The sequence below is a fragment of the Curtobacterium sp. BRD11 genome (genome assembly GCF_031844345.1).
GTDB lineage: Bacteria > Actinomycetota > Actinomycetes > Actinomycetales > Microbacteriaceae > Curtobacterium.
This window is the reverse complement of record NZ_JAUZUZ010000003.1, coordinates 39,265-57,217: the sequence shown is the minus strand read 5'-3', so window position 1 is coordinate 57,217 and position 17,953 is coordinate 39,265. Positions and strand designations below refer to the sequence as shown.

General features: G+C 72.0%; 17 protein-coding genes. 15 read left to right on the top strand and 2 right to left on the bottom strand.

Annotated elements, in window-relative coordinates:
• Nucleotide 1 precedes the first annotated feature (1 nt).
• From Q9R28_RS08225 to dapF, 13 genes are all read left to right on the top strand, one after another.
• Nucleotides 2–1,021 carry an efflux RND transporter periplasmic adaptor subunit gene (locus Q9R28_RS08225; RefSeq protein WP_311205869.1) on the top strand — a complete coding sequence of 340 codons (1,020 nt, stop codon included), beginning with the start codon at nt 2–4 and terminating at the stop codon, nt 1,019–1,021.
• Nucleotides 1,018–1,785 carry an ABC transporter ATP-binding protein gene (locus tag Q9R28_RS08220; RefSeq protein ID WP_311205868.1) on the top strand — a complete coding sequence of 256 codons (768 nt, stop codon included), beginning with the start codon at nt 1,018–1,020 and terminating at the stop codon, nt 1,783–1,785. The genes Q9R28_RS08225 and Q9R28_RS08220 overlap by 4 nt, the downstream gene beginning before the upstream one ends.
• On the top strand, nt 1,782–3,029 hold the full coding sequence (locus Q9R28_RS08215) for an ABC transporter permease (RefSeq protein ID WP_311205867.1): 1,248 nt from the start codon (nt 1,782–1,784) through the stop codon (nt 3,027–3,029). Before Q9R28_RS08220 ends, Q9R28_RS08215 begins: the two co-directional genes overlap by 4 nt.
• 68 nt (nt 3,030–3,097) lie before the next feature.
• Nucleotides 3,098–6,160, top strand: coding sequence for a DNA translocase FtsK (locus Q9R28_RS08210; protein WP_311205866.1), 3,063 nt, complete (start codon nt 3,098–3,100; stop codon nt 6,158–6,160).
• A 4-nt stretch (nt 6,161–6,164) separates the two neighbouring features.
• Nucleotides 6,165–6,800: a CDP-diacylglycerol--glycerol-3-phosphate 3-phosphatidyltransferase gene (gene pgsA / locus Q9R28_RS08205; protein WP_396137155.1), complete on the top strand. Its 636-nt coding sequence runs from the start codon at nt 6,165–6,167 to the stop codon at nt 6,798–6,800.
• Between the two features lie 44 nt (nt 6,801–6,844).
• Complete coding sequence (locus tag Q9R28_RS08200; protein ID WP_311205865.1) at nt 6,845–7,378, top strand: nicotinamide-nucleotide amidohydrolase family protein; 534 nt, start codon at nt 6,845–6,847, stop codon at nt 7,376–7,378.
• A gap of 155 nt (nt 7,379–7,533) precedes the next feature.
• Entirely contained in the window at nt 7,534–7,842 is a 309-nt protein-coding gene (locus tag Q9R28_RS08195; RefSeq protein ID WP_058742950.1) for a helix-turn-helix domain-containing protein, read from the top strand.
• 65 nt (nt 7,843–7,907) lie between these two features.
• Nucleotides 7,908–8,132: a DUF3046 domain-containing protein gene (locus Q9R28_RS08190; protein WP_209686053.1), complete on the top strand. Its 225-nt coding sequence runs from the start codon at nt 7,908–7,910 to the stop codon at nt 8,130–8,132.
• 257 nt (nt 8,133–8,389) lie between these two features.
• Nucleotides 8,390–9,448 (top strand): recombinase RecA, encoded by a 1,059-nt coding sequence (gene recA / locus Q9R28_RS08185; RefSeq protein ID WP_066653287.1) that lies wholly within the window; start codon nt 8,390–8,392, stop codon nt 9,446–9,448.
• Nucleotides 9,445–10,566, top strand: coding sequence for a RecX family transcriptional regulator (locus Q9R28_RS08180; protein ID WP_311205864.1), 1,122 nt, complete (start codon nt 9,445–9,447; stop codon nt 10,564–10,566). The genes recA and Q9R28_RS08180 overlap by 4 nt, the downstream gene beginning before the upstream one ends.
• 61 nt (nt 10,567–10,627) lie before the next feature.
• A complete protein-coding gene (gene miaB, locus Q9R28_RS08175; protein WP_311205863.1) occupies nt 10,628–12,121 on the top strand; it encodes a tRNA (N6-isopentenyl adenosine(37)-C2)-methylthiotransferase MiaB in 1,494 nt (497 codons plus the stop codon).
• Nucleotides 12,108–13,076, top strand: a complete 969-nt coding sequence (gene miaA / locus Q9R28_RS08170) for a tRNA (adenosine(37)-N6)-dimethylallyltransferase MiaA (RefSeq protein WP_311205862.1) — start codon at nt 12,108–12,110, stop codon at nt 13,074–13,076. Before miaB ends, miaA begins: the two co-directional genes overlap by 14 nt.
• Nucleotides 13,073–13,963, top strand: coding sequence for a diaminopimelate epimerase (gene dapF / locus Q9R28_RS08165; protein ID WP_066653297.1), 891 nt, complete (start codon nt 13,073–13,075; stop codon nt 13,961–13,963). Before miaA ends, dapF begins: the two co-directional genes overlap by 4 nt.
• A 307-nt stretch (nt 13,964–14,270) precedes the next feature.
• Here dapF and Q9R28_RS08160 read toward each other — a convergent pair whose 3' ends face one another.
• Nucleotides 14,271–14,885 carry a methyltransferase gene (locus Q9R28_RS08160; RefSeq protein WP_311205861.1) on the bottom strand — a complete coding sequence of 205 codons (615 nt, stop codon included), beginning with the start codon at nt 14,883–14,885 and terminating at the stop codon, nt 14,271–14,273.
• Nucleotides 14,886–14,946: 61 nt separating this feature from the next.
• On the opposite strand from Q9R28_RS08160, the gene hflX reads away from it, so the two are divergent.
• Nucleotides 14,947–16,485 (top strand): GTPase HflX, encoded by a 1,539-nt coding sequence (hflX, locus tag Q9R28_RS08155; protein ID WP_209686043.1) that lies wholly within the window; start codon nt 14,947–14,949, stop codon nt 16,483–16,485.
• A gap of 195 nt (nt 16,486–16,680) precedes the next feature.
• On the opposite strand, the gene lexA is transcribed toward hflX, so the two are convergent.
• Complete coding sequence (gene lexA, locus Q9R28_RS08150) at nt 16,681–17,325, bottom strand: transcriptional repressor LexA (RefSeq protein ID WP_066653301.1); 645 nt, start codon at nt 17,323–17,325, stop codon at nt 16,681–16,683.
• A gap of 235 nt (nt 17,326–17,560) precedes the next feature.
• Between lexA and Q9R28_RS08145 the strand changes: the two genes are divergently transcribed.
• Nucleotides 17,561–17,935: a LysM peptidoglycan-binding domain-containing protein gene (locus tag Q9R28_RS08145; RefSeq protein ID WP_066653310.1), complete on the top strand. Its 375-nt coding sequence runs from the start codon at nt 17,561–17,563 to the stop codon at nt 17,933–17,935.
• Nucleotides 17,936–17,953: the final 18 nt, after the last annotated feature.

Here is a 17,953-nt window from a genome sequence, read left to right as displayed (position 1 = left end):
GGTGACCGTCCTGCGTCGCTGGGTGTGGCCCGGCCTGAAGTTCCTCGTGTTCGCCGCCATCGCGGTGTCCCTCGTCCGTCTCGCCTTCTTCGCGGCGCAGCCCGACGGCGAGGAGACGACCCCGACCGCGCAGCTCGAGGACCCGACCGTCACCGTCGAGACGGGTGACGTCGTCAACGACGTCGAGGCGACCGGTCACGTCGAGTCCGTCGCTGCGACGCCGGTGCGCTCCACCGCCGAGGGCACGGTCAACCGGGTCTTCGTGACGAACGGCACGCACGTCGAGCAGGGCGCGCCGATCATCGACCTCCGGGTCGAGACCCCGGCGGAGGGCACCACCGAGGACGGCGAGCCGTCGCCGGCGTCCGTGACCTTCGCGACCGTCGTCGCCTCGTCGTCCGGCACGGTGTCCGGACTCGACCTGGTGGCGAAGCAGCCCGTCGCGATCGGTGACACCGTCGCCCGGGTCGCCCCGGAGTCGTACCGTGTGACCGCGACGCTCGAGGCCGCCCAGCTCTACCGACTCACCTCGCGTCCCTCCGAGGCGACCGTGACGATCACGGACGGGCCGGCGCCCTTCACCTGCACGAACCTCGCGCTCAGCTCCGCGTCCGCCTCGGCGGCGGGCGAGCCGTCGGACGCGGGCGCCGACGGTGCGGACGGTGGCGGGGGCTCCTCGGGTGCCGAGGGTGCGACGCAGCTGCGGTGCGACGTCCCCGGGGACGTCACCGTGTTCCCGGGGCTCGAGGTCACGGTCGCCGTGTCCGCGGGCTCGGCCGAGGGCGTGCTGACGCTCCCGACGACCGCCGTGCAGGGGACCGCGCAGCGCGGCGTCGTCACCGTCGTCGACGACGACGGGAAGCGTTCCGAGCGCGAGGTCGCCCTCGGCCTCAACGACGGCGAGACCGTCGAGGTGCGTGACGGGCTGACCGAGGGCGAGACCGTCCTGCAGTTCGTCCCCGGCAAGGAGGCGCAGCCCGAGGACGAGTTCGCCGAGGACGGCACGGTGGTGACCGGATGAGCCTCGTGCACGTCCGCGACCTCCGGAAGTCCGTCCCGCTCCCCGACGGCTCCACGCTGGAGATCCTGCGCGGTGTCGACCTCGACGTCGAGGCGGACAGCCGCGTCGCCATCGTCGGCCGCTCGGGCTCGGGCAAGTCGACGCTGCTCAACGTCCTCGGCCTGCTCGACACTCCGACCGAGGGGCTGCACGAGTTCGACGGGCGGGACGTCGGCCGTGCCGGCTCGGTCCGACGCGACCGGGTGCGCGGCGCGGACGTCGGCTTCGTCTTCCAGCAGTTCAACCTGCTGCAGGGTCGCACCGCGGTCGAGAACGTCGAGGTCCCGTTGCTCTACGCGACCGGCCGGGCGTTCTGGTCGCGTCGTCGCCTGGCAGTGGAGATGCTCGACCGGGTGGGCCTCGCCGACCGTGCCGACACGCAGCCGCACCGGCTCTCCGGCGGGGAGCAGCAGCGCGTCGCCATCGCCCGGGCACTCGTCCGGTCGCCGCAGCTCATCCTGGCCGACGAGCCGACCGGTGCACTCGACGTCGACACCGGCCGCGTGGTCATGGAGCTGCTCGAGACCGTCGCGGCCGAGACCGGCGCGGCGCTCGTCACCATCACCCACGACACCGCGGTCGCAGCACGGGCGGACGTCGTCCACCGGATCGACCACGGGCTCGTCGTCGACACGGCAGCGTCCGCTACCGAGTCCGCCTCCGCGTCAGGGTCCGCCTCCGCGTCCGAGTCCGCCTCCGTCGAGCGGCCGGGGGTGGCGGCGTGAACCGGCTCCTCACCACCGTCGTCGGGACGTTCGTCGAGTCCTGGCAGGAGCTCCGCGTGCACCGCGGCCGGGTCGTGCTCAGCCTGATCGGGGTCACGATCGCGGTGGCGTCGCTCGCGGTCGTCGTCGGGTTCGGGTCGCTCGCCGAGCGGGTGACCGCCGCCTTCAACGAGCAGTACGGCGGACGGCCGGCGACCTACCAGGTCACCGGCGCGTCCTCGGCCACGGGGGACGGCACGGGTGCCGCTGCCGCGGCCGACGCCGAGGCGCTCGACCGGGAACTCCGCGCCGGTGCCGAGCGCTACCACGTCCGGTTCTCGACCGAGGCGTCGTGGACGCAGCGCCCCGTGCAGTTCCCCGACGGGGTCACCCTGGCCCAGGGCGTCACCGTCGACCCCGCGTACGCCGAGATGCACCGCGTCCGCGTCGACGACGGCGCGTGGTTCACCGAGGACGACCGGGATCGACTCGCGCCGGCGCTCGTCGTCAACCAGGCGTTCCTCGACCGTCTCGGCAGCCCGGACGTCGTCACGCACCCGGTCGTGCGCCTGCCGGGGACGCCCGACGTCACCGCGGTCGTGATCGGCCGGTACGTGTCCTCGGAGTACGACACCGAGCCGATGTTCTACCAGCTGGCGCGGTCGGTCGCGACGTCGAGCGCGGAGGCCGCACCCGACGACGGTTCGCAGCGGCTGTTCGAGGTGTGGGTACCGGAGAGCGACGGGAAGGCGGTCGCCGGACGGATCGCATCGGACGCCGAGCGGGCGCTCGGCCCCGGGTGGACCGTCGACGCGAATCGTTCCGACGCGGCCGGCTCGGTCGACGGCGACCCGCTCGGTGCGCTGCGCTGGGTGATCGCCGGGGTCGCCGTCCTCGTCCTGGTGCTCGGCGGGCTCGGGCTGCTCAACGTGTCGCTGGTGAGCGTCCGGCAGCGGATCCGCGAGATCGGCATCCGACGCGGGGTCGGTGCGACCGCCGGACGCATCTTCGTCGCCGTGCTGCTCGAGAACGTGCTGGGGACGCTGGTCGCCGGCGGGATCGGCGTCATGGTCGGCGCGGCGGTGCTCGGGAACGAGACCGTCCGGGGGCTGATCACGAGCGGGGTCGACGTCGGGGGAGCGCCGTTCCCGGTCGAGGCGGCGCTGATCGGTGTCGGCTCGGCGCTGCTCGTCGGGGCGCTCGCCGGGTTCCTGCCCGCGATCGTGGCGGTCCGGGTCAAGGTCATCGACGCGATCCGGTACTGAGCGCGGAGGGCGTCCGGTCGCGGCGGGGCATCCACGGAATGTCCCGAGCGGGGATTAGGCTCCGTCGCATGGCCGGAGGCACCAAGTCGACCACGCGCTCGCGCGCGTCCACGTCGTCCCGCGGGAGCGGGTCGCGCGGTACGTCGCGCACGCAGGCCACGACGAAGAAGCTGCCGCAGGCGGCACCCACCCCGGTGTTCCGCGAGCAGAACCCCGTCGTGACCGCATGGCTCGCGATGGCGCACGGCGTCGGAGCACTGTTCCGGCTGCTCGGCAAGGAGACCCTCGCCAAGGACGAACGACGCGACGGTTTCCCGTTCCTCCTGTTCGTGCTCGCGCTCGCGGGCGGTGTCGTCGAGTGGCTCAACCCCACGAACCCGGTGTCCGTCACGCTCGACGCCTACACGTTCGGCGGGCTCTTCGGGCGACTGGCGGTCGCACTGCCCGTCATCATGATCGTCTTCGCCGGATGGCTCTTCCGCCACCCGGCGTCGGTGCACGACAACACCCGGATCGGCATCGGTCTCGGGCTGATGCTCGTCTCCATCGCGTCGCTCTGCCACGTGTTCGGCGGGCAGCCGAGCGCGTCCGACGGCATGGTCGCCCTGGCCGCCGCCGGTGGTGTCCTCGGCTGGGTGGTGATCAGCTGGCTCGTCGCGGTCGCCACCGTGTGGGTCGCGGTGCCGGTCGCGGTGGTGCTGCTCGTGCTGTCGCTCTTCATCATCACGAAGACCCCGCCGAACAAGACCGGACGCCGGCTCCACGAGCTGTACGCGTACCTGTTCGGTGCGCCGGCCCCCGTGGCCGAGGACGAACCCGCCACCGAGGCGGACGCCGCTCCGGCCGCGCCCCGAGCACGGACGTCGAAGCGCCGCACGAAGGACCAGACCGACTTCCCGCTGTTCGAGGACCTCGGGTTCGAGGACGAGCAGGCTGCCGGCGGTGAGGACGCCGAGAGCACCGTCCCGTGGTGGCGTCGCAACAAGTCCGGGCGCGAGGAGGACCCGGCGTACGACAGCCCCGTGCTGCCCGCGTCGGCGACGCAGGCCGTGCCCGACCGCGGAACCGGTGCCGGTGGTGCCGGGACGGCTGCCGCTGCCGGTGCCGCTGCTCCGGCCGTCGGCGCGAACGCGGGCGCGGCCGCCGGACTCGTGGACCACACGCCCGCGGTGCCCGCCTCGGTGAACCTCAACGACTCGGTCGAGCACGACGACGTGCACGGCGCACAGGAGGTCGAGCAGGACCTCGCCGTCGCCGAACAGGCCCTCCGCGACTTCGGCACCCCGGTGCCCGAGCAGCCCGCGGCGGTTGCCCGGCCCGACGCCGGAGTCTCCCCGGTGGTCTCGCCGACGGCGCCCGAGCCCGAGGCCGCTGACGACGGCCTGCCCGCCGCGACCGCCGCCGACGAGGACCCGGCAGCCCCGTACCGCCTGCCCGCAGCCACCACCCTCAGCGCCGGCACCCCCTCGGTCGCCCGCAGCCAGGCGAACGACGACATCGTGGCGGCGATCACCGGCGTGCTCACCGAGTTCAAGGTGGACGCGAAGGTCACGGGGTTCTCGCGCGGACCGACGGTCACGCGCTACGAGATCGAGCTCGGTCCCGGTGTGAAGGTCGAGCGCGTCACGGCGCTGTCGAAGAACCTGTCGTACGCCGTCGCGTCGAACGAGGTCCGCATCCTGTCGCCGATCCCGGGCAAGAGCGCGATCGGCGTGGAGATCCCGAACACAGACCGCGAGATCGTCTCCCTCGGCGACGTCCTGCGCTCCGGCGCGGCCACGAAGTCGAAGCACCCGATGACCATCGGCGTCGGCAAGGACGTCGAGGGCGGCTTCGTCGTCGCGAACCTGGCGAAGATGCCGCACCTGCTCGTCGCCGGCTCCACGGGCTCCGGCAAGTCGGTGTTCATCAACTCGATGATCACCTCGCTGCTGATGCGCGCGAAGCCGTCCGAGGTCCGCATGGTCCTCGTCGACCCGAAGCGCGTCGAGCTGTCGATCTACGCCGGGGTCCCGCACCTCATCACGCCCATCATCACGAACCCCAAGAAGGCCGCCGAGGCGCTGCAGTGGGTCGTGAAGGAGATGGACATGCGGTACGACGACCTGGCGTCGTTCGGGTTCCGGCACGTCGACGACTTCAACAAGGCCGTGCAGAACGACGAGATCGTCCTGCCCGCCGGCAGCGAGCGGAAGCTCAAGCCGTACCCGTACCTGCTCGTCGTGGTCGACGAGCTCGCGGACCTCATGCTCGTCGCCCCTCGGGACGTCGAGGAGTCGATCGTCCGGATCACCCAGCTCGCCCGTGCCGCCGGCATCCACCTGGTGCTCGCGACGCAGCGGCCCTCGGTCGACGTCATCACCGGTCTCATCAAGGCGAACGTCCCGTCGCGCGTGGCCTTCGCGGTCACGAGCGTCACCGACTCGCGGGTCATCCTCGACCAGCCGGGCGCCGACAAGCTCATCGGGCAGGGTGACGGGCTCTTCCTGCCGATGGGCTCGTCGAAGGCCGTCCGTGTGCAGGGTGCCTGGGTGCAGGAGAGCGAGGTCGCCGAGGTCGTCGCGCACGTCACGCGCCAGGCGCGCCCCGAGTACCGGCAGGACGTCCAGGCCGTGGTGGAGCGCAAGGAGATCGACGCCGACATCGGCGACGACCTCGAGCTCCTGCTCGCCGCGGTCGAACAGGTCGTCTCGACCCAGTTCGGCTCGACCTCGATGCTGCAGCGCAAGCTCCGCGTCGGCTTCGCGAAGGCCGGCCGACTGATGGACCTCATGGAGTCGCGTGACATCGTGGGGCCGTCCGAGGGGTCGAAGGCCCGCGACGTGCTCGTCACGCCCGACCAGCTCCCGGGCGTGCTCGCGAAGCTCCGGGGCGAGGAGCCGCCGGCTGCTCCGGCTGCCGACGGACCGCCGTCGGTCCGGCCGGGAGGCACGGCCTCCGTCGCCGGGGCCGACCCGGCTCCGGCTGCGGCCGGCTCCGGGGCTCCTGCCGGACCCGCCGGGGCGGGTGCCGGTGGTCAGGACGACGACAGGTACGGCTCGGACCCGGTGGCGGACATGACCCGCGGGTACCCTGAGGTCGAGGACGACGGACCGGACGAGGACGCATGGGGACTGACGGGCAGGGAGTGAGCACGTGACCAGCTCGGAGACCACACACGGGGCTCGGTTCCCCTGGCGCGGACGGTTGCTCCGCAAGGGGGACGGCCCGGCATCGACCGCGAACGTCGCCAACATCATCACCGTGGTGCGCATCCTCATGGCGCCGCTCTTCTTCGTGATGCTGCTCTCCGACGGCGGCCAGGACACGTCGTTGCGCGTCTGGGCGGCCGTCGTGTTCGTCGTCGCGATCGTCACGGACAGTGCGGACGGCATCATCGCCCGACGCCAGAACCTGGTCACGGACTTCGGCAAGCTCGTCGACCCGATCGCCGACAAGGTCCTGATCGGCGGTGCCCTCGTCGCGCTGTCGATCCTGGGTGAGCTGCCGTGGATCGTCACGGTGCTGATCATGCTCCGGGAGATCGGCATCACCGTGTTCCGCTTCGCCGTGCTGTCCGACCGGGTCATCCCGGCGAGCCGCGGCGGCAAGATCAAGACCGTGCTGCAGGCCGTCGCGATCGCGCTCGCACTGTTCCCGTGGTGGAACGTCGTCGGTGACCTGGCGCACTGGGTGAACGGCATCCTCATGACGGCGGCGCTCCTCGCGACGGTGCTCAGCGGGGCGGACTACCTGTGGCAGGCCTGGAAGCACAACCGCCGAGCAGCATGACGTCGGCCGGTACCGGGGCCGCCGGTCCGACGGGTCGGTCGTCGATGCCGGGGTCGCAGTCGGGGTCGCAGTCGGGGTCGGTGTCGGACGAGGAACTCGCGCGCGCGCTCGTCGGTGTCCTGACCGCCCGGGGCGAGACCGTCGCGGTCGCCGAGTCCCTCACGGGCGGACTCGTCGTCGCGACGCTCGTGGGCGTCCCCGGGGCCAGCGCCGTCGTCCGCGGCGGGGTGGTCGCCTACGCCACGCCGGTGAAGGCGACGGTGCTCGGGGTCGACGCCGACCTGCTCGCGTCGAACGGCGCGGTCGACCCGGAGGTTGCACGGCAGATGGCCTCGGGCGTCCGGACGGCCCTGGCGGTGGACGCCGTCCCCGCCACGTGGGGGATCAGCACGACCGGCGTCGCCGGACCGGACCCGCAGGACGGCAAGCCGGTGGGCACCGTCTTCGTCGGCATCGCATCCGCGGAACGCAGTGTCGCGACGGAGTTGCACCTCGAGGGGGACCGGGCAGCAATCCGCTCGGCCACCGTCTCCGAACTCCTGGCACGGATGACGACCGAGGTCGACAGCGGGGAATAGGCCCTGTTGCCACTGGGTTACATCCCACGCAATCTCCAGCAGGACGGCAGCCGGCGTGGTTAGCATGCTGCGAACGGCAACGCTACTGTTGCTGAACCCGACCCCAGGTCACCCGGACCGGGCGGGCGCGGAGACGACAGGAAGGAGGAGTCCACATGGTTCTCGTTCGTCAGGAGATCGGCGACGTGCTTCGGGACTTCCGCTTGCAGAAGGGCCGGACCCTCCGTCAGGTCGCATCCAAGGCCAGTGTCGCGCTCGGGTACCTCAGTGAGGTCGAGCGTGGTCAGAAGGAGGCCAGCTCCGAGATCCTCGCCTCGGTCGCGGATGCCCTCGACACCCCGATCTCGACCATCATGCGCGAGGTGGGCGACCGTCTCGCAGTCGTCGAGGGGCTCACCCCGGTCCCCGACACGCTGCCCGACGACCTCGTCGCCGAGTTCGACAACGACCTCGCGGTGCGCTGACGCACCACCCCCTCGAACGCCCTCGCCGGTCCGCCGGCGTGGGCGTTCGTCGTTACGCTGGACCGATGCGCGTGAGTGAGTTCTGGCGAGCCGTCGACCAGGTGTTCGGGGAGGCCTACGGCGCCGTGGTGTCCCGCGACGTCGTGCTCGAGGAGCTCGGTGGACGTTCGGCGGCGGACGCGCTCGACGCGGGCATCGACGCCAGGCGGGTGTGGGAAGCACTCTGCGACTCCCAGGACGTCCCGCTGGACAAGCGGCACGGCAAGGGCCTGGCGGAGCCGCGCGACTGACGCCGTCGTCCGAAACTGTGTTCGGCGTGTTGCTCGAACGCGTGTTCGATCGGTGCTAGGTTCCTGCACATCGGCGCTGTCCCGGACCATCGTCCACAGGTCGCGCGGTCGCAGGCAGTGATGTCGGTGGCCCGCCCTAGGTTCGAGGTCATCGGGAACAGCCCGAAGCCTTGTCGCCGAACACCAGCCCTGCACCACCGGCTGGGGTGGACGCGACAGCCTACAGGCGGCCGACACCGAGCACGAAGGAGCACCCCATGCCATCACCCGCAGACCGCGAGAAGGCCCTCGAGACCGCACTCGCCCAGATCGACCGGCAGTTCGGCAAGGGGACGGTCATGCGTCTCGGCTCGGACGAGCGCGCGCCGGTCGCCACCATCCCGACCGGCTCCGTCGCGCTCGACGTCGCACTCGGCATCGGCGGCCTCCCGCGCGGCCGCATCATCGAGATCTACGGCCCGGAGTCGTCGGGTAAGACGACCCTGACGCTGCACGCCATCGCGAACGCGCAGCGCGCGGGTGGCATCGCAGCCTTCATCGACGCGGAGCACGCGCTCGACCCCGAGTACGCGAAGAAGCTCGGTGTCGACATCGACGCCCTCCTCGTGTCGCAGCCCGACACCGGTGAGCAGGCGCTCGAGATCGCCGACATGCTCGTCCGCTCGGGGTCGATCGACCTGATCGTCGTCGACTCGGTCGCCGCCCTGGTGCCGCGTGCCGAGATCGAGGGCGAGATGGGCGACTCGCACGTGGGTCTCCAGGCGCGCCTCATGTCCCAGGCCCTGCGCAAGCTCGCCGGTGGCCTGAACCAGACGCAGACCACGATGATCTTCATCAACCAGCTGCGCGAGAAGATCGGCGTGTTCTTCGGCAGCCCGGAGACCACCGCCGGCGGCAAGGCGCTCAAGTTCTACGCGTCGGTCCGCCTCGACATCCGTCGCATCGAGACGCTGAAGAGCGGGACCGACGCCGTCGGTAACCGCACCCGCGTCAAGGTCGTGAAGAACAAGATGGCTCCGCCCTTCAAGCAGGCCGAGTTCGACATCCTGTACGGCACGGGCATCTCGCGCGAGGGCTCGCTGCTCGACTTCGGTGTCGACCACGGCATCGTGAAGAAGTCGGGTGCCTGGTACACCTACGACGGCGACCAGCTCGGGCAGGGCAAGGAGAACTCGCGCTCGTTCCTGATCCAGAACGCGGACATCGCGGCGGAGATCGAGGGCAAGATCCTCGCGAAGCTCGGCGTCGGTGGTGCCAAGGCCGATGCTCCGGTCGAGTCGATCGCGCCGAAGCTGGCGGAGCGCAAGGGCGCGTGACCGGCGCAGACGACCACGACGAGGGCCTCGCACCGGTCAGCGACCTGTTCGGTGCGCGGTCCCGTCGTGGTCGACGCACCCCGCCGGCGGAGCCGGAACCTGTTCGATCGAGCCCGGTCGAACCGGGCACGGCCGAGCCGGGCACGGTCAGGCCGGGCACGGTCGGGCCGGGCACGGTCGAGCCGAACCCGGTCGAGCCGAGCCTGAGCCCGGTCGATCTGGCTCCGCGCGCGGAGCGTGGCGTTCCCGGCGGCACCGGGTCGTCCGACGACGGCTGGGCGCCCGAGTCGACGGTGCTGGGTGACGACGAACGGCGGTTCGGCCGAGCGTCGACCACCGCGGCGCACGACGAGTCCGCCAGCTCGGGGTCGGCGACGGGGACGCCCGTCGAGGACGACCCGCCGGTGCCGGCCGCGATCCCCTTCCGCGGACAGCAGTCCGAGGCGGAGTGGGTGTCGCCGGTCGTCGGCGACGGCTCCGGTCGGAGTGCACGCGCCGAGCAGCACGGGTACGACGACGACGACACCGCGGACGCCGCGAGCGCATCGGTGTTCGCCATCGCCAGCGGTGACGAGATCGACCCGGCCGACGCCCCACGACCGCTCGACGAGCAGCGTGCCGATGCCGAGCGTGTCAGCATGCGCGCGCTCGGGCGCAAGGGGGTCAGCGAGTCGGAGATGCGGCAGCTGCTGACGAAGCAGGACCTCGACGACGACGTCGTCGAGCACGAGGTCGCCCGACTGGTGCGCGTGGGCCTGCTCGACGACGTGGCCCTCGCCACCGACCTGGTGGACCGGCTGCACGAGCGCAAGGGCCTCGGTCGCCAGGGCGTGGTCGCCGAGCTGCGGCGCCGTGGCATCGACCAGGCGGCGATCGACGCGGCGCTCGAGGCCGCGGAGGACGACGCCGACGACGAGTTCGTCCGCGCGATCGAGCTCGCTGAGAAGCGTGCACGCCAACTCCGTGGGCTCGACCGTGCGACTGCCGAGCGGCGCCTGAGCGGCTTCCTGATGCGCAAGGGGTACGGCTCGGGAGTCGTCCGCATCGCGGTGGAGCGGGCGCTCGACGGTCCGCCGCGACGCTCGCCCTCGGGTGGGGGCACCGTCCGCTTCGAGTAGCGCGGCGGCGGGCTCGACGGCCGTCCTGCGGACGCCGCGGTCGACCTACACTGGGACGATCATGGCCACCGTCGAAGCCCGCCCCAGAACCTACGAGGTCCGCACCCACGGGTGCCAGATGAACGTCCACGACTCGGAGCGCCTGAGCGGGTCGCTGCAGGCGGCCGGGTACGTGGCGTCGGACGGCGAGCAGGCGGACGTGGTCGTCATCAACACCTGCGCCGTGCGCGAGAACGCGGACAACCGTCTCTACGGCAACCTCGGGCAGCTCGCGGGCATCAAGCGCACGCACCCCGGCATGCAGATCGCCGTCGGCGGGTGCCTGGCGCAGAAGGACAAGAACGTCATCCTCGAGAAGGCGCCCTGGGTCGACGTCGTCTTCGGCACGCACAACATGGGGTCGCTGCCGACCCTGCTCGAGCGGGCCCGGCACAACGACGAGGCGCAGATCGAGATCCTCGAAGCGCTCGACGTGTTCCCGTCGACGCTGCCGACCAAGCGCGACTCCACGCACAGCGGCTGGGTGTCGATCTCCGTCGGCTGCAACAACACCTGCACCTTCTGCATCGTCCCGTCGCTCCGCGGCAAGGAGAAGGACCGTCGTCCGGGCGACGTGCTCGCCGAGATCCAGGCGCTCGTCGACGACGGAGCCATCGAGGTGACGCTGCTCGGGCAGAACGTCAACTCCTACGGCGTGGAGTTCGGCGACCGTAAGGCGTTCGGCAAGCTGCTCCGGGCCGCCGGTCAGATCGACGGCCTCGAGCGCGTGCGGTTCACGAGCCCGCACCCGGCCGCGTTCACCGACGACGTGATCGACGCCATGGCCGAGACCCCGAACGTCATGCCCCAGCTGCACATGCCGCTGCAGTCCGGGTCGGACCGGGTGCTCAAGGCCATGCGCCGGAGCTACCGGAGCGAGCGGTTCCTCGGCATCCTCGACCGCGTGCGGGCGAAAATCCCGGACGCCGCGATCTCCACCGACATCATCGTGGGGTTCCCCGGTGAGACCGAGGAGGACTTCGAGGACACCCTGCGCGTCGTGGAGCAGTCGCGGTTCGCCTCGGCCTTCACGTTCCAGTACTCGATCCGTCCGGGCACGCCGGCGGCGACGATGCCGGACCAGCTGCCGAAGGAGGTCGTGCAGGAACGCTACGACCGGCTCATCGCGCTGCAGGACCGCATCACCGCCGAGGAGCACGCGAAGCAGGTCGGTCGGAGCGTCGAGGTGCTCGTCGCCACCGGCGAGGGCAAGAAGGACGAGACCACGCACCGCCTGTCCGGCCGTGCCGAGGACTCCCGCCTCGTGCACTTCGCCGTGCCGCAGGGCTCCGCCGTCCCGCGTCCCGGCGACGTCGTCACCGTCGAGATCACGCGCGCAGCCCCGCACTTCCTGATCGCCGACAACGAGGGCCCCCTGCGGATCCGTCGGACCCGTGCAGGTGACGCCTGGGACCGTGCGCAGGCCGAGAGCTGCGGTGTGCCGACCCCGTCCGCCCCGGGCGCCGGGCCCCGTCCGGTCTCGCTCGGGCTGCCGAGCCTCCGTGTCGGACGCTGACCGGCCGCTCGCGGCGGTCGGACCGCGCCAGGACGGTACCCCCGACCTGATCGCGGTCGTCGGTGCGACCGGCACCGGCAAGTCCGAGGTCGCCCTCGCCGTCGCGGAACGGCTGCGGGCGAGCGGCCGTCCCGCGGAGGTCGTGAACGCCGACGCCATGCAGCTCTACCGCGGCATGGACGTCGGCACCGCCAAGCTGTCGGTCGCGGAGCGGCGGGGCATCCCGCACCACCAGCTCGACGTGCTCGCGGTGACCGACGAGGCGAGCGTCGCGGCCTACCAACGCGGCGCCCGTGCGGACGTCGAACGGATCACGGCGGACGGCGGCACCGCGGTGCTCGTCGGCGGCAGCGGGCTCTACGTGTCGGCGGTGCTGTTCGACCTCGCCTTCCCCGGCACCGACCCGGAGCTCCGCGCCGAGCTCGAGCGCGAGCACGCCGAGCACGGGCCGAACGCCCTCCTCGCGCGCCTGCGCGCCCTGGACCCGGCCGCGGCAGCCGACGTCGACTCCCGCAACCCTCGGCGGCTCATCCGGGCCGTGGAGATCGCGAGCCGGTCCGAGGTCGTGCCCCCGCGCCTCCCGGCCGCGCCCCGCGCATGGCGACCGGCTCGGGTGCTGCACCTGCACCGCGAGCGCAGCGGGCTCGTCGCGTCCCTGCACGCGAGGGCCGAGCGGATGTTCGCCGACGGCCTCGTCGACGAGGTGGAGGCGCTCCGCGCGGAGGGGTTGGAGCAGGGACGCACGGCGCGCGCGGCGATCGGGTACTCCCAGGCGCTCGACGTCCTGCACGGCCGAGCGACGACGGCCGAGGCGGTGGAGGCGACGGCGGTCGCGACCCGCAAGTACGCCAGGCGACAGGTGTCCTGGTTCAAGCGGTACGACGCCGAGGTGATCGACGTCAGCGGCGCCGACGTCGCGGGGCTGCATGCGGCGGCCCGTAGGATCGTGCCGTGACCGAGCTGCACTTCACGAAGGGCCAGGGGACGGGCAACGACTTCGTCCTGTTCGCCGACCCCGACGCAACGGTCGACCTGACCCCCGAGCGCATCCGGGCCATCGCCGACCGCCGCTTCGGCGTGGGCGCCGACGGTGTCATCCGGGCGGTCCGGTCGGAGGCGATCCCCGAGGGGCGCACGCTCGTCGCCGTCGAACCCGCCGCCACCTGGTTCATGGACTACCACAACGCCGACGGCTCGGTCGCCGAGATGTGCGGGAACGGCATCCGCGTCTTCGCGCGGTACCTGACCGAGTCCGGGCTCGTCGACCTCGCGCCGGGGGAGACGCTCACGGTCGGCAGCCGCAAGGGGCTCGTCGACGTCCAGCGCACCACGAACGGCTTCTCGGCCGACCTCGGGCGCTGGGGCCTCGGCATCGAGGGCGGCGGGGCGAACGACGTCACCGTGCGGGCGAAGGAGCTCGACGGTGCACGACCCGGACTCGGCATCGACGTCGGCAACCCGCACGTCGTCGTGGCCGTGGCGACCGAGGACGAGCTCGCCGAGGTCGACCTGACGTACGTCCCCGTCCTCGACCCGGCGCCCGCAGCGGGCGCGAACGTCGAGTTCGTGCTGCCCGGTGACCCCCTCGTCAAGGACGGCGTGGGGGAGATCACCATGCGCGTGCACGAACGGGGGAGCGGCGAGACGCTGTCCTGCGGCACCGGTGCGGTCGCGGCCGCCCTCGCGACGCGGTACTGGGCGGGGCCCTCGGCGCCGGACACCTGGCGGGTGCGGGTGCCGGGCGGGGTCGTCACCGTGCGGATGTTCGCGGCGGAGGACGGCGAGCACGTCGCGCTGGCCGGTCCGGCAGAGCTCGTGTTCTCCGGGGACCTGACCGTCTGACGGTGCCGCGGTGCCGCGGTGCTGCGGTGCTGCGGTGCTGCGGTGCCGCGGTGCCGCGGTACCGCGCTGCCGCCGTGCCGGCGCGAGCGGGACGCCGTCGTGCCAGTGGGACGGCGAGGCGGAGACGACGCGCAGGTGTGCTCGTGAGACGCCGGCGTGTCCTCGAGACGCCGTCATGCGTGCGAAACGCCGTCGATCATGGCGGCGTCTCGGCTGTCCGGATGCGTCTCGCGTCGACGCCGGCGTCTCGTGCGGGTACGGGCGCAGCCCAGCGCAGCCCGACCCGCCGCCTGCGCCCTGCCCCGGGCTACTCGGCGGTCCGGCGGACCCGGATCACGCGGAAGCCCTTGCCGGTCGTGGCCCGCGACACCGCGAACCCGTCCCCGAGCGCGTCCCCGAGCCACCGCTGCAGGGAGTCCCCGCCGAGGTCCTTCGACACCACCAGCCAAGCGTCCCCGCCGACCTCGAGCCGGGGCAGCCACGTCAGCAGGATGGCGTGCAGTTCGTCCTTGCCCACCCGGATCGGCGGGTTGGACCAGATCGTGCGGAAGCGCAGGTCCGCCGGGAGCTCGTCCGGCAGCCCGACGGTGACGTTCGACACCCCGGCTGCGACGGCGTTGCGCTGCGCGAGACCGAGGACCCGCTCGTTGACGTCCACGCCCCAGACCCGGGCGTCCGGCGACTCGAGCGCCATCGTGATGGCGATCGGCCCCCACCCGCAGCCGATGTCGAGCAGGTCGCCCTCGGGCGCGGGCGGCGGCACGGAGCCGAGCAGCACCCTGGTGCCGCGGTCGACACCGTCCGGGCTGAACACGCCCGCGGCGGTGGACAGCGTGAGCGACCGTCCGGCGAGCGTGACGTGCACCTGTCGCTCACGGGCCTCCGACGAGGGGTTCGCGGAGAAGTAGTGCTCGTTCGCCATGGAAGAACCGTACCGGCGAGCCCGTGTGTCCCGGGCGTGGCGGCGGTACCCTGTGGAGAAGATGACGGAAACCACCATGAACGACGGACGATCCGACGACAGCGCCGAGGGTGTCGTGGAACGCGTCCTCCGCAATGCCGAGACCCGGGCCACGTCGGCGATCTTCGCTCCGGCCCAGGCCATCCAGACACGATCGGTCGACGAGCACGGCTGGTCCGGCGACGGCGACCAGTACGAGCGCGAGGACCGCGCCGCCCTGCGGCGCGTCACCGGGCTCTCCACCGAGCTCGAGGACGTCACCGAGGTCGAGTACCGGCAGCTCCGGCTCGAGCGGGTCGTGCTGATCGGCGTGTACCCCCAGGGCGACGCCCAGGACGCCGAGAACTCCCTCCGCGAGCTCGCCGCCCTGGCCGAGACCGCCGGTGCCGTGGTCCTCGACGGGCTCCTGCAGCGCCGGCCCAACCCCGACCCGGCGACCTACCTCGGCAAGGGCAAGGCCGAGGAGCTCGCCATGGTCGTCAAGGCGACCGGCGCCGACACGGTCGTCGCGGACACGGAGCTCGCCCCCTCCCAGCGCCGAGCGCTCGAGGACGTCGTGAAGGTGAAGGTGATCGACCGGACCGCCGTGATCCTCGACATCTTCAGCCAGCACGCCACCACGCGCGAGGGCAAGGCCCAGGTCGAGCTGGCCCAGCTGCAGTACCTGCTGCCGCGTCTGCGCGGCTGGGGTGAGTCGATGTCCCGCCAGGCCGGTGGTCAGGTCTCCGGCGGTGCCGGCATGGGGTCCCGTGGTCCGGGTGAGACGAAGATCGAGCTCGACCGCCGGCGCATCAACACGCGCATGTCGAAGCTCCGCCGTCAGATCGCGGGCTTCCGACCGGCTCGGGAGGCCAAGCGCGCCGACCGGCACCGCAACGAGGTGCCGAGCGTCGCGATCGCCGGGTACACCAACGCCGGCAAGTCCTCGCTCCTGAACCGCCTGACGAGCGCGGGCGTCCTGGTGCAGAACCAGCTGTTCGCGACCCTCGACGCCACGGTGCGCCGGACCGAGAGCAGCGCCGGCCGCGAGTTCACGTTCGTCGACACGGTGGGCTTCGTGCGGAACCTGCCGCACCAGCTGGTCGAGGCCTTCCGCTCCACGCTCGAGGAGGTCGGCGAGGCCGACGTCATCGTGCACGTGGTCGACGGGTCGCACCCCGACCCCGCCGCGCAGCTCGCGACGGTCCGCGACGTCATGGGTGACGTCGGAGCGCGGGACATCCCCGAGGTGGTCGCGTTCAACAAGGCGGACCTCATCGACGAGGCGCAGCGACTCGTGCTGGTCGGACTCGTGCCGGACGCGGTGTTCGTCTCCGCCCGCACTGGCGAGGGCGTGCCCGAGCTCCTCGCCGCGATCGAGGCACGGCTGCCAGAACCGGACGTCGAGTTGACGGTGGTGATCCCGTACGACCGTGGAGACCTGGTGTCGTCGCTGCACGACGCGGGATCGGTCGAGACGACCGACTACGTCGAGGACGGCACCCGCCTGCGGGTGCGCGTCTTCCAGCGCCAGGTCGCGGAGCTCGACCCGTACGTGGTCACGCCGGTCGCGACGGCGTAGTCCCGCAGGCGGTCGCGCCACACCCCCGGCCGGGAGGCACGGGCCGGCTCCGGCGCGCCGGTCCGGCCCCTGGGCGGTACGGTGCGGTCGCCTGCTCACGTCGCGCCGTCGGACGGTGCGGCGTGACTTCGCACAACGCGGAGCAGCCCGCGCCACGGGATTCCGTGGCGCGGGCTGCTCCGCGTTGTTCCGGCGTCAGATCGAGCGCAAGACCGCCACGACCTTGCCGAGGACGGTGGCCGCGTCGCCGAGGATCGGTTCGAACGCGGAGTTGCGCGGGAGCAGCCACGTGTGGCCGTCGCGCTGGCGGAAGACCTTGACGGTTGCTTCCTCGTCGAGCATCGCGGCGACGATGTCCCCGTTGTCCGCGGTCTGCTGCGACCGGACGACCACCCAGTCGCCGTCGCAGATCGCTGCGTCGATCATCGACTCGCCGACGACCTTGAGCATGAAGAGGTCACCCGTGCCCACCAGCTGCCGGGGGAGCGGGACGATCTCGTCGACGTGCTGCTCGGCCGTGATCGGCACACCGGCGGCGATCCGACCGACGAGCGGGACCAGCGTCGTGGCGTCGACATCGGGCGTCTCGACGTCGGGGGTCGGCTCGTCGACCAGGACCTCGAGCGCGCGCGGACGGTTCGGGTCACGACGGATCCAGCCGCCGAGCTCGAGCTGGCCGAGCTGGTGGGAGACGCTCGAGAGCGAGGAGAGGCCGGCGGCATCGCCGATCTCCCGCATGCTCGGCGGGTAGCCCCGGCTGGCGATCGACGCGCGGATCGCGTCGAGGATCGCCTGCTGCTTCGCCGTCAACGGCTTCTGGACCCGCAGTTCGTCCGCCACGTCGTCTCGCCCTTCGTCGGTGCCGGGCGGTCGGGCAGGAATGTCAGTGGTCCCCGCTTGACTCGTCCCAGTCGATCGAAACAGTATCCGACCGCTCCGGGCCGGACAAACACCTGTTCGAGCGTGTCGGCAGAAAATCGCGCACAGATCTCTTCCTGGGACTTGTGCGAGGTCGCATTCGAAACTATGTTCGGTACACGACTTCGGTTCCTCCGAACGGGAAGGCAAGAACGACATGAGCACCATCGCCATCGCTGACCAGCGCACCGCGACGCCCGCCGTCCGCACCCGCCTGCGCATCACGCGCCGCGGCCGCATCGTCCTGACGACCGTCGCGGCCCTCCCGGTCTTCCTCGTCGTCGCCCTCTCCGTGCTGAACGGTGGACAGGCCTCTGCCGGCGACTCCTCGCGTGCCGGTGCTCCCGTGCACTTCGAGACGGTCACCGTGCAGCCGGGTGAGACCCTGTGGCAGCTGGCAGAGGAGACCGCCCCGCAGGCCGACCCCCGCGACTTCGTGCAGGACGTCGTGAGCCTCAACGCCCTCGACGGTTCGACGCTGCAGGCCGGCGAGCAGATCGCGATCCCGGTCAAGTACACCGCGGGCAACTGATCCGGTCGGCGCTCGCCT

What these genes read in the sequence shown, in the direction of transcription:
- Q9R28_RS08220 (WP_311205868.1), top strand. Translation starts at nt 1,018, where the DNA reads ATGAGCCTCGTGCACGTCCGCGACCTCCGGAAGTCCGTCCCGCTCCCC.
- Q9R28_RS08210 (WP_311205866.1), top strand. Translation starts at nt 3,098, where the DNA reads ATGGCCGGAGGCACCAAGTCGACCACGCGCTCGCGCGCGTCCACGTCG.
- Q9R28_RS08200 (WP_311205865.1), top strand. Translation starts at nt 6,845, where the DNA reads ATGCCGGGGTCGCAGTCGGGGTCGCAGTCGGGGTCGGTGTCGGACGAG.
- Q9R28_RS08195 (WP_058742950.1), top strand. Translation starts at nt 7,534, where the DNA reads ATGGTTCTCGTTCGTCAGGAGATCGGCGACGTGCTTCGGGACTTCCGC.
- Q9R28_RS08190 (WP_209686053.1), top strand. Translation starts at nt 7,908, where the DNA reads ATGCGCGTGAGTGAGTTCTGGCGAGCCGTCGACCAGGTGTTCGGGGAG.
- recA (WP_066653287.1), top strand. Translation starts at nt 8,390, where the DNA reads ATGCCATCACCCGCAGACCGCGAGAAGGCCCTCGAGACCGCACTCGCC.
- miaB (WP_311205863.1), top strand. Translation starts at nt 10,628, where the DNA reads ATGGCCACCGTCGAAGCCCGCCCCAGAACCTACGAGGTCCGCACCCAC.
- Q9R28_RS08160 (WP_311205861.1), bottom strand. Translation starts at nt 14,885, where the DNA reads ATGGCGAACGAGCACTACTTCTCCGCGAACCCCTCGTCGGAGGCCCGT.
- hflX (WP_209686043.1), top strand. Translation starts at nt 14,947, where the DNA reads ATGACGGAAACCACCATGAACGACGGACGATCCGACGACAGCGCCGAG.
- Q9R28_RS08145 (WP_066653310.1), top strand. Translation starts at nt 17,561, where the DNA reads ATGAGCACCATCGCCATCGCTGACCAGCGCACCGCGACGCCCGCCGTC.